Annotated in this window: 14 protein-coding genes and 1 pseudogene; 9 read left to right on the top strand and 6 right to left on the bottom strand. The window is 51.3% G+C overall.

Annotated features, from left to right (window positions below):
• Positions 1 to 126: 126 nt before the first annotated feature.
• From NFS22_RS22340 to NFS22_RS22320, 5 genes are all read right to left on the bottom strand, one after another.
• Positions 127 to 579 carry an RNA polymerase subunit sigma-24 gene (locus NFS22_RS22340; RefSeq protein ID WP_251319872.1) on the bottom strand — a complete coding sequence of 151 codons (453 nt, stop codon included), beginning with the start codon at positions 577 to 579 and terminating at the stop codon, positions 127 to 129.
• Between the two features lie 104 nt (positions 580 to 683).
• Positions 684 to 1,085, bottom strand: coding sequence for an RNA polymerase sigma factor (locus NFS22_RS22335; protein ID WP_251319871.1), 402 nt, complete (start codon positions 1,083 to 1,085; stop codon positions 684 to 686).
• Between the two features lie 452 nt (positions 1,086 to 1,537).
• A complete protein-coding gene (locus tag NFS22_RS22330) occupies positions 1,538 to 2,137 on the bottom strand; it encodes a sensor histidine kinase (RefSeq protein WP_251319873.1) in 600 nt (199 codons plus the stop codon).
• A complete protein-coding gene (locus tag NFS22_RS22325; protein WP_251319870.1) occupies positions 2,094 to 2,441 on the bottom strand; it encodes a HAMP domain-containing protein in 348 nt (115 codons plus the stop codon). The genes NFS22_RS22330 and NFS22_RS22325 overlap by 44 nt, the downstream gene beginning before the upstream one ends.
• Positions 2,442 to 2,675: 234 nt before the next feature.
• Positions 2,676 to 3,350 (bottom strand): response regulator transcription factor, encoded by a 675-nt coding sequence (locus tag NFS22_RS22320; protein ID WP_251319869.1) that lies wholly within the window; start codon positions 3,348 to 3,350, stop codon positions 2,676 to 2,678.
• A 210-nt stretch (positions 3,351 to 3,560) separates the two neighbouring features.
• Between NFS22_RS22320 and NFS22_RS23810 the strand changes: the two genes are divergently transcribed.
• From NFS22_RS23810 to NFS22_RS22285, 7 genes are all read left to right on the top strand, one after another.
• Positions 3,561 to 4,976 (top strand): ParB N-terminal domain-containing protein, encoded by a 1,416-nt coding sequence (locus NFS22_RS23810; RefSeq protein WP_277614994.1) that lies wholly within the window; start codon positions 3,561 to 3,563, stop codon positions 4,974 to 4,976.
• Positions 4,977 to 4,993: 17 nt separating this feature from the next.
• On the top strand, positions 4,994 to 5,281 hold the full coding sequence (locus NFS22_RS22310) for a hypothetical protein (protein ID WP_251319868.1): 288 nt from the start codon (positions 4,994 to 4,996) through the stop codon (positions 5,279 to 5,281).
• Between the two features lie 9 nt (positions 5,282 to 5,290).
• The gene (locus NFS22_RS22305) at positions 5,291 to 5,641 is read left to right on the top strand and encodes a hypothetical protein (RefSeq protein ID WP_251319867.1); all 351 of its coding nucleotides are present in this window, start codon (positions 5,291 to 5,293) and stop codon (positions 5,639 to 5,641) included.
• Between the two features lie 31 nt (positions 5,642 to 5,672).
• Positions 5,673 to 6,233, top strand: coding sequence for a hypothetical protein (locus NFS22_RS22300; protein WP_251319866.1), 561 nt, complete (start codon positions 5,673 to 5,675; stop codon positions 6,231 to 6,233).
• 27 nt (positions 6,234 to 6,260) lie between these two features.
• On the top strand, positions 6,261 to 6,833 hold the full coding sequence (locus tag NFS22_RS22295; protein WP_251319865.1) for a hypothetical protein: 573 nt from the start codon (positions 6,261 to 6,263) through the stop codon (positions 6,831 to 6,833).
• Between the two features lie 17 nt (positions 6,834 to 6,850).
• On the top strand, positions 6,851 to 8,146 hold the full coding sequence (locus NFS22_RS22290; RefSeq protein ID WP_251319864.1) for a hypothetical protein: 1,296 nt from the start codon (positions 6,851 to 6,853) through the stop codon (positions 8,144 to 8,146).
• A 431-nt stretch (positions 8,147 to 8,577) separates the two neighbouring features.
• Positions 8,578 to 8,997 (top strand): RNA polymerase sigma factor, encoded by a 420-nt coding sequence (locus NFS22_RS22285; protein ID WP_251319863.1) that lies wholly within the window; start codon positions 8,578 to 8,580, stop codon positions 8,995 to 8,997.
• 318 nt (positions 8,998 to 9,315) lie between these two features.
• Here the strand turns inward: NFS22_RS22285 and NFS22_RS22280 are convergent, their stop codons facing one another.
• Positions 9,316 to 9,465, bottom strand: coding sequence for a DUF4062 domain-containing protein (locus NFS22_RS22280; protein ID WP_251319862.1), 150 nt, complete (start codon positions 9,463 to 9,465; stop codon positions 9,316 to 9,318).
• A gap of 40 nt (positions 9,466 to 9,505) precedes the next feature.
• Between NFS22_RS22280 and NFS22_RS22275 the strand changes: the two genes are divergently transcribed.
• A complete protein-coding gene (locus NFS22_RS22275; RefSeq protein WP_251319861.1) occupies positions 9,506 to 9,793 on the top strand; it encodes a type I toxin-antitoxin system SymE family toxin in 288 nt (95 codons plus the stop codon).
• 54 nt (positions 9,794 to 9,847) lie between these two features.
• Positions 9,848 to 10,716, top strand: a pseudogene (locus NFS22_RS22270) (IS256 family transposase); the annotation flags it as partial.

Raw genomic sequence — 10,716 nt, 5'->3', positions numbered from 1 at the left:
CCTCATCACCCGAGAGTATTTTACCACATTTCTCGCTTCTCCGCTACTTCTATTTTCTATCTTGGTGAAGTACTAGTGTAGAGCGGGTAATAGTGCTTTCGTAAATTGATGATCGCCATACCGCCCTCACTTCCCCAGGTGGTGGTCTGCATAGTAGCGGCGCAGATTGCACAGCCACCGGCGGATGGACAGACAGACGTTGCTGTTGTGGACGCGCTCGCGGTCTGCAATCTGCTGCTGGGTCATCCCTCCCAGGTAGTAGGCGCGGATACGGCGGACCTGCGTGGGGATGGCGTAGGCCAGGGCATCCCGCAAGGCAACGGCCAGCCGGTCACGCTCGGCCTGTTCCTCGGCCAGCAAGACAAACTGCTCCGGGGACGGACTGTGTTTCAGGGCATAGTTCTCCGCCCAGTCGAAAGCGTCCAGCGAGTAATAGGCCCGGTGATACCGCTTGCGGCGCTCATAGTTCCGCGTTTCCCTGACGGACTGACACAGCACGTCAAAGACTTCCTCGCTGACCTCCACCAGCGTGTCCTGCTGGTAATGTGGATAGTGGAGCCGTAGGTTGATAACTTTCATTTTGACCTCCTAAATGACAGGAGGGACAAACAGCCGAAACTGCTTGTCCCTCCCAGTGATGGAGCTAACGTCCCTCACCTGGTAGCCACTTAGGGGGGCAATCGTTAGTATGTTTTTCCAAAGAATTTGAAAAACTTTTTGCGAACGCCCGTGATGCTCTGGCAAACGGAAACTTTGGAGCAGCCGCACATCTCCGCAATCTCCGCATAGCTGAAATCGTACAGAGCATAGAGCAAAAACCGCTCCCGTTGGGTGTCGGTGCAGAGGTCTAACACCGCCAGAATTTCGTCCAGCGTTTCCCGCTGGCAGACCAATTCCTCCGGGGCAGCGCAATAGGGCAAGCGGCCCTCGGTGCTGATTATGTACTCGTCACACTCGCGCCCGTCCCAATGCCGCCGCTGTTCATGGGCAAGGTTTTCCGTCTTGTGGTCGGCCTGGGTGAGATATTCATAGACCTCCAACGACACGGACACAGCTTGTCCATAGTAATTGATGGTGATTTCCAATGTCCTTTCCTCCGTTCAGATTTTTGGGGGTCTGAACGGAGGGGGCGGAGAGCGGCAGCGGGGCCGGTTTCGCTGGCCTGGAAATGCAAAAGCCCCCGGACGGCACAAGGCCACTCGGGGGCTGGTAACAACAATATGAGCCGTCAGGAAACGACTATTTTCGCAAACCTGGGCGGAGTGCGCCGCTGCGGAGATCGGACTTTTTTTGACAAGAAATTATATTGAGAAACGGAACAAAAGGACATGACGATACCTCCCGGATACCGCCGTGTCCTTAAAAACGGGCGACTTTAACACGCCCTCCGTTTTCCTTTTTTCAAGAGAAAGCGGCGGTTTTGAATTTGATATTTCAAAACCGCCGCAAGGCCATTTGTATTTTGTTTGAGCGCGCCAACACCAGCCGCCAAAACAACAGTTTTTTTATTATCCGTTATCAGCGGCTATAAAAAATCTTATTGAAATTGACTGATTGTGAAAAGTGTTCCTCTTCCAACTTCACTAGATACAGATATACTCCAGCCGTGGCGCTCGATAATTGATTTCACAATGGACAGTCCTAATCCGCTTCCAGCAGTTTTATGGGAGCGAGAAGTGTTTACACGATAAAAAGGGTCAAAAATCTGTGGTAGATGTTCGGCTGAGATACCACAACCAGTATCAGAAACAATAATTTTTCCTCTATTTGCATCAACCTCGGAGGTAATGTGAATTTCTCCGTTTGGTATATTATACTTTATGGCATTTTCAATCAAATTGTAGAACGCCCGATAGAGCAAGTCATAATTTCCTATTACGGAGGGAAACCCAGTACAATCAACTGTGGCGGTAATATTCTGCTCTTGCAGTTTAGGGGAAATTTCTTCTAATATATTGGAAAACATCTCGTCTAATTGAATATGCTTACATTCAAACTCTATTTGTCCATCGTATAAATGAAAAAGATTTTCTATAATTAACTGGAGACGTTTTGCATTTCGTTCAATCGCATCTAAAGTCTGCAAATATTCCTTAGCAGACAACGGCCCCAACTTTGCCACCTGTGCATTTGTGATGATCGTTGCAAGTGGATTTTTTAGCTCGTGCGCTACCTTTGCCGAAAAATTTTTTTTGCATGGAGAAAGAGCGGTTTAGCCGTTCCATCATGGTGTTGAATGATCGGTATAATAATTCTGTTTCACTGGAGGAACCGGCGTGTTCCTGAATTGGTATATCCAAATCATTTTCTGTAATAGTGGATACTGTATGACTGAATGTGCGGATAGGTGTAAGGGCTTTTTTTGCTGCAGCATAGGCAAGACCTGTTCCAAACGCAGTAATCAAAAGCATCGCCGCAATCCCTGCCAAATTGAATTGCATTTTTGCCTCTGAAACAATAGACGCATTGGTGATAAGGGGGGGCTGGGATGTCCGAACCAGTCATTTCGGGGCTGTCGATATTTACGCTGGACGGGAGTTCGGCCATTTTGACAACAACGGCGGAAAACTGCATCCCGGCATGATAAACTGAAAAAAAAGTCAGAGATGCCGAACACAGGAATAAAATCAATGCAGTTGCCAGCGTGATTTGAAAACACAAAGATTTTTTATGCATCATTCATCCACCACCATATAGCCAACGCCGCGCACATTTTTGATAAGATTTTCTGAGCCGCCAGCTTCTGTCAGTTTTTTCTTTATTGCGTGAATGTGGTATTTAAGTGTATCTGGAAAAAAGTCCGCGTTGCTATCCCATGCATGATCCAAAATCTGTTTGGCATCGACAACTTGATTTTTATGAAGCATCATATACTCCAGGATTGCGTACTCTTTTTTAGTAAGCGAAATTTTGACCGCTCCGCAAGCAGCTTCTTTCGTTGCCGTATTGAGCGTTAATTCCCGGCAGGTCAAGGTACTGACAGTTTGGATGTAGGCGATACGGCTTAATGTGCGAATACGGGCCTCCAATTCTAAGAAATCAAATGGTTTGGTCAAGTAATCATTTGCGCCCATATCCAAACCTTTGACCCGGTCATCCACTGCACTTCTGGCGGACAAGATCAAGATTTTTGTTTTGCAATCTCCCTGCCTGATTTGACGCAGGACATCCAGGCCGTCAATATCCGGGAGGTTCAAATCCAAAACGATAACATCATATTCATAGGTATGGTAGTAATCCAATGCCTCGTGGCCATCAAAGACCGCATCCACTGCATAGCTGCATTTGCGAAGCCCGGCATATACGGCTGATGACAGCTCCCGCTCATCTTCTACATATAAAATACGCATATTCCAAACGCACCTCATTAGCAACGCTTGACAAAGGGAAACAATATAAACAACAACAAAATGGACTGTCAACCTTACCGAAAACGCCGCCCGGCTGTAAAAAGGGCGGCGTTTTTGCGTGACAGGGAAAGGAGGAAAACGTATAAGGAGACGGGGCCAAAATAAGGTTTTGGCCCCGTTTGTATTTGAAAAAGTAAGGAGGTCAAGCGAATGGCAGAAGAAATTAAAACGACCCCAGCCCCGGAGGGACAAACGCTGGAGCCCCCCGCGCCGGAAGTGTCGGAGGCCCCGCCCGCCCCGGAGCCGGGGGCCCAGGGTGTGATCCCCGGCATGGAGGGTCCCCCGTCCCCGGAGAACAAGGTGATCGACCTGTCGTCCGTCCGGGCGGGGCAGGAACAGACGGACCCGGCCAAGGAGGGCGGGCAGGAGTGGGAGAAGCCCCAGGAGCAGCCGGAGCCTCCCCGCCGTGGCCGCCGTCCCAAAAACAAGGAGGCCCCGGCCCAGGGTGAGCGGCCCAAACGCAAGGGCCGCCCGCCCAAGGCGGAGAAGCAGGCCACCCCCGGCGGGGGCGGCGCTGGCAAGACGGCCAAGACCGCCACGCGGGGCACGACCGCCGGAAAATCCGCCCCGGCCAAGGAGGAGGCCCCGCCGCCGCCTGCGCCCGCGCCGGAGGAGCCGCCCCAGCCCAAAGACGCCTCCCGTGGGGAAAAAGAGGAGATCGTCTATCTGGACCTCTCCCAGCTCCACCCGTTCCAGGATCACCCGTTCGGCGTCCGGGACGACAACGAAATGAAAGGGCTGGTGTCGTCTGTGCGGGCAGGCGGCGTCCACCAGCCCGCCCTGGTGCGTCCCCGTGAGGGCGGGGGCTATGAGATCATAGCGGGCCACCGGCGGCAGCGGGCAAGCGAGCTGGCGGGGTACAAAAATATGAAAACCCGGTTTGATACATTGGAGCTGTCGGCGGAGGCCACAGAGGGCAAGAAAAATTCCCCTCTGGAGGAAATGCCGGAGGGCCTGCTGCACTTCTACTTGAACCAGTGTAAAGTGGGCGCATATTTGAGCCAGCAGCATGAAACGTCTTTGATGGAATACCGGGATCAGCTCTCCGCTTTCGACCAAACCATTCAAGAATATCAGGAAATGCTGGACGGCAGCAAGGCTTTGCCGGAGCAGATGACGCTGGAGGACGTTTCCAAGCTGCTGGACGCAACCAGGGCGGCGCGTGAGCAGTTTATGCAGCAGGGCGCGGCGGAGTTGAACCGGGTATCGGATCACAACCCCACTCAGGAGGGCTACATGGGCAAGGCTTACAGCATGGCCGCAGAGTGGGCGGGGAATGGCGCGGATGATACTCATTGGCAGATCGACACCTCCACAGACGATATTTACAATGAAATTGACCGCGCTCTTTCCTCCGCGCATGGCATAACGTCCACGTTTCAAAAGGGGGCCTCCAGCATCCTGGCCGAGTTAAAGCGGCGGGACTGCGTAGAGGAGGGGGAAGAAATTCACTTTGAAGATTGGGAGACAGCGGACACCGGCGCTGTTCAACGGGAATCGCTGTTCCAGTCCATTTATGACGATATTTGGAACACGTTCAAAAAGAGCATTGACAGCGCGGAATAGAAAGGAGATCGTATAGTATGCAAATTGGCGGAGTAAATAGTCTTCGGGAGGCCGCCAGGTGGGGAGAAACACCTATCATCAAGAAAAAGGCGGTTGAAGCGTCTAAAAATGCAATGACGGATGATTTTGTTAAGAAACTCCAGGAGTTAGCGCGACGAGATGCTCAAAAAGGTGGTGGCATGAGCCAAGAGGCAATAAACCTCTGTCATGCACAGATGGGCAAGTATGTTTCTCCTGACCGTTCTGCTCCGATTGCACAGATGACGCAGGAACTGCAAAAGGCGGAGAAGGCGCATAAAGGATAAGACCCCACTTTGGAATTTCTCGACAGGATGTTAGCACAGCTCAAAGGCAAAGGAAGACCAGAGCGTATTGTGAAATCTTTCAGTGGGCTGGCTGGCGGCTGTTCAGGGGACCTTCACAGCACCTCTGAGAACCAGGTCGCAACCGTATATTCTCCTGATGGGGAAGAAATCGCGCACTATAATACCAGCAATGGTGGTTGGATGAATTTAACTACCAAGGCAGAAAATCAGTTTCTTGGGGATTCTAATGATGTTTATATGCAAGCTTGGAATGCGGCGCGTGCGGAGATTAAGAATGGAGCGCAGAAACAACCCGTGGCTTGCGAAGGGGAAACTGCGACTTTCGATGTTCGGGCCTGAGAGTATAACCATTACAGAATGAGGTGGAATTATGATTACGGGTTTTCAAAAGGTAAGTTCTCAGAATATAAATTTGGCGATGACGGGACTGCAAAATGCGAAGTCAAATTATCCAGCCGCACGCTATGGGCGGAGTCCAGACACTTACATTTCGGGTGATGGAGAATACAAAGTAAAGCCGGAAACGTCAAAATTGACGGATGAAATGGCGATTTCTTTGGCAAAGAAATATGATGTCAAAAACATGACCCGCGACGAGTACGGCAGCTTACTGAAAGAACTGCGGAATGCTGGCGTTATTTCTTCCCAGGATTTTAGTGTCGGCTTTGGCGGTGCGGTTCCCTATAATGGACCGTCCGGGTTAACGATTGGAGCGTCTAAGGACTCTGGGCTGGAAGCGTGGCCGTTTGGGAAAGAGAAAGGCGACTTTACGAAGCTCCTCCAGGCTTGTGCTCAGTATTGTAAAGATTTTTCGTATTCACAAGACAAAGATGGAAAAGGAAAGGAAATTTGCAATTCTATGTCTGGCTCATATCAACGTCTCCTGTCGGCTTTTGAACAGATTGGTAAGTGCCGGGACAAGGAAGAATAAAATTCTCTCAACAAGGAGGGCAGTATCGTGAACATTTCCGGTGTGTCAGCGGCAACAAATTATGCCGCAGCCGTCAGAGGGGATAAAACCAGTGGCACCGAAAAAACTGCAAAGAGCGGAATGAGCGACGGTTTTATCGAGCGGATAAAAGCATACGCAAAAGAAGATGCCAAGAAGGGCGTTTATATGTCGGAGGGCTTTACCCAAATGCGGCTTGCACACATGAAGCAATATGTTTCCCCTGACCGCTCCGGGCCGAAAAACCAGGTAATGTCTGCTATCCAGGCAGCATTGAAAGAGCCTCACCCGATGTTGCAGGCATTGGAAAAGATGCTGGAAAAACTGTCGGGAGGCTGCTCCGCAAATCTAAAAATCAGTTCAGTCCAGCAGGCTGCTGAAATTTTCGCTCCTAACGGTGAAAATATCGCAAGCTATAACAGCCTCGGCGGAGGATGGACGGATATACAGACCAAGGCAGAGCATGAATTTTTTGGCGAGTCGGCCTCGGTGTACTTACAGGCGTATCGAGAGGCCCGCGCAGAAATGCAATCTTCTCAACCTACCCCGTCTATTGAGACATCGGTAAATATTCGCGCTTAATAAAAGGAGATAACATTATGTTTGTTGGTCAAATACAGGCAGCTCCCTATATGGGCAAGATGGGCATTTCAGCAGTACGCGCAAATTTGCCCTTTGCTTCAATGCAAACCACTCCAACGCAATATGATCGTGTGGAAATAGGTACTCACGCACAAGCGGATACACGCTCCGGCATCTATAAGCCGAGTTCCGGCCAGATGCAGGCGATGGGAAGTCCCTCCTATACTTGGACCGCTCCTGACAGCCGTTTGCAGGCGGAGCTTCTGCCGCCGTCGGAACAATCCTCTTACACCGAGGAGGACGCGCTCCTCAACCAGTATATGAAGCAATCCCGCATTGACGGCTATTTTGATGGAGATACATTCGTGCGCACTTCCTCTGAACCTGTAAAGCTGATTTTGAAAAACGACATCTCAAAAGCGGATTTGGAAAAATTCCGTGGCGAGCTTGCCGAAAAAGGACTTGAAGCAGACATTGACTGGCAAGGTGTAAAGGAAGATTTTGTGCAAATCGGCGTCGGCTTCGATAACATTGAGCGGTTCGAGCAAAAGGCCGATTACCTCGCCTCCCGGTACGCGGTTTTGAAAGACCGTATCCAAACTCAATTTACAGGGGAACATCAAGAGGCGGAACTGCAAAAGCTGGAGCAGATTTATACACAGGCAAAAGAGGAAATGGCGAACACCTACGCGGAAAGTATCGGCGGCTTTTTCGAGGACCTGGGGCAGTCCGGCGCGGCGGAAGATATGCGTAACAGCGTTTTGGCGCTGGTAGATCAAAAGGCCAATGCTTACACGGATTACATTGAAAAAAATGGGGACTATGTGAGCATTACCGATCCCGATAAACAGTGGCTCAAACATGACGACGCATATATGGCAGCCCAGCTTCGTCAAAGCGCCGGTACATCGCCCGCAGAAACGCAAAAGCAATCTGTCAATGAACAGGCCCCCTATGACGGAAATGATTTGTCATTTGCCGGTGTCTATGCAAAGACGCTTTTCCAACAACTGCAACGCCCAACCTGGAATGTCAATGAAAGTGATGTGGCTCTGGGCCAGCACCTTGCGGAGCAGTACAGCGCATTGAAAACCAGCACCGGGAGCGCCGGTATCAGCGAAAAGTTGTCCAATATGCTTAATTCCTCCTTCGACCCGTTTGTGGACCGGCTGATGGATTCGCTGGATGCTTTGATTGATAGCAACCGAAAATGGGCGGCGGAAAAGCCCTGGATGTCCGGCACAATCAGAACAGATTATATTGATCGGGAAAGTGTCTATCACTCTTTCCAAAACGCGATTTTCAAAGCGTAATACCCAAATTTCATAAGATATTCAGACGCTAACGGAAACGGCATATAAAAAAACCGTTGAATGGCGGCTGTCTATTAACGCGCCCCAAACGAAAACAAACACCAAACGGCGGTTTTGAAACAACAGATTTCAAGACCGCCGCTTTCTTGTGACTGACGCGGCGACAAAAGGAGGTTAAGCCGTGTCTTTTTATATTCCCCTTCCCTTTGATTTGTCAAAAAAAGCCCGCCCCCTCTAAAGGGTAGCCCTACCCACAACTGCGAAAATTGTAATATTCAGTCGCCCCGGTACGTCCGTGTAGCCTTGCGCTATGCGGGCGTTTTTCTATCCAGGCGGTGCTTCTGGACACGGTGTCCAGAGGCCCGCTGCCGTTCCCCACCCCGCCATTTCGATCTGTCCCTTTCCGCCCCGTATCGAAATGGAGGTTACATATGACGACCATCAGATTGAACAACTACTACCCCCACCTGACCGAGTGCGTCACCCTGGAAGTGTCGGAGGAGATCGCCGTGACCCTCTCCATCGGGGGCCGTATGTGCGACAGCTACAAGCGGCGCAAGCGGGACCATGACGAGTGCTCCCTGGACGGGACCCCCGGCTTTGAGGCCGACGTGACCTATCCCCCGCTGACCCCGGAGGAGATCATGGAGCTGGCCGAGGACCGCGCCGCCCTCTATGCCGCCCTTGACCGTCTCCCGCCCGTCCAGGCCCGGCGCATCTATGCCCACTATATCCTGGGCAGGAGCAAGACAGGAATTGCCAGGGCGGAAAATGTGACAGAGAACGCCGTCCGGGACAGTATCAGCCGGGGCGTGGAAACGCTCAAAATTCTTTTGGGGAATTTGCGCTGACCGCCTGCGAATTGTGCTTATAACCCGCCTGATAGTTGAGGAGGGACAAGTCCCTCCCGCCGACAACTGAATATACAGTATTCCAGGCACAAAACCCGCGTGAATAGCGGCAAAAGGCGCGCCGCCAGGATGGGAGCTCCAAGGAGGTGAAAGTGGAGCAGACCGAGCGATCAACGCGAACCTTTGACCCGGCTGTGGCAGGCTGGGCGCGACGACAGCGCGGGGGATAATGAAACTTGCTCACGCCCTCCCATGGACTTGCGGGGGAGCTCTGCGGTATGCGCCAGTCCTCTCCACGGGGGCAGCGGTATTGCGGAGCTATGAATTAGTATTTAAATTTTTTTGAAAATCATTGTATTCAGAGAGCTGAGCCCTAAAACCCATCTCACCAAGCCAATACTTAAGAGCAGAACGCATATCAGCAAAATCATATATAGTCGAACTAACAAAAACAGTTGGTTGGTTCATCTAATTCCCCCCTTTAATTAAATGTAATTATAGCAGACAGATGACTGGACCGATCCTTCCAAATGTTAGGATACCAGGTTATGTTCTGGAGGAGGCTGGCCTTGATCCGGAGTGCAAACTGATCTGCACGGCGGAGCAGGGGAGAGGTGAAATTCGAGTTATCCAAGCAGATCATCGCTTTGATTTGACTGATTTGCGCCCAGATTTATTGGAACTGTTCCGAGCGTGCGGTGTGTGTATGAACGATCTGGAGGATAAGCTGGTTCAAGAAGCAATCGTGTATGGCGATGGCAGTGAAACATCCAGCGCCCATTTTGAAAATGAGTAAAAACAAAAAGGGCGCTGACATTTTGCTTGAAAAGGTTATAAAATTAGCAAAAGGGCATTTGAAACGGCGATTATAGAGCGGTATCGCCGGCGTGAAAGCAGTGTGGAGGAAGCTCTTATCGAAATGTATCTGGCTGGTGTCTCGGTGCGCAGAGTAGAGGATATCACCGAGGCGCTGTGGGGAAGCAAAGTGTCCCCAGCGACCATCAGCGAACTGAACAAAAAAGCGTATGTCCACATTGAGGATTGGCGCAGCCGGCCTTTACAAGGCGGACGCTATCCGTATGTATATGTGGACGGGATCTATCTGCGGCGGAACTGGGGCGGAGAGTATGAGAATGTAGCCGTTCTGGTGGCGATTGCGGTAAATGAGGACGGATACCGCGAGGTTTTAGGCGCCGCCGAGGGTATGAAAGAGGACAAGGCCAGTTGGGTCAGCTTCTTCCAGTGGCTGCGAGGCCGTGGCCTGGACGGAGTCAAGCTGGTGGTTGGGGACAAGTGTCTTGGTATGCTGGAGGCTGTGGGAGAAGTGTTCCCGGAGGCCAAATACCAGCGGTGTACCGTCCATTTCTACCGCAATGTGTTTTCTGTGGTTCCCCGTTCCAAAGTGAAGCTGGTGGCTAAGATGCTCAAGGCGATCCACGCCCAGGAGAGCAAAAAAGCTGCTCGGGAGAAGGCTAAGGCCGTGGTGGTCCAGCTGCGGGAAATGAAGCTGAAGGAGGCGGCCAAGAAAGTAGAGGACGGCATTGAAGAGACGCTGACTTACTGCGACTTTCCCAGCGAACACTGGACTCGTATCCGTACCAACAATGTCATTGAACGGCTCAACCGGGAGATCCGCCGCCGCACCAGAGTAGTGGGCTGCTTCCCGGATGGCAATTCTGCTTTGATGCTGGTCTGTGCCAGGCTCCGCCATGTAGCTGG

It is taken from the genome of Flintibacter muris (assembly GCF_943192995.1).
GTDB lineage: Bacteria > Bacillota > Clostridia > Oscillospirales > Oscillospiraceae > Lawsonibacter > Lawsonibacter muris.
Note: the sequence above shows the minus strand (reverse complement) of the source record. Positions and strands in the feature narration are given on the sequence as shown.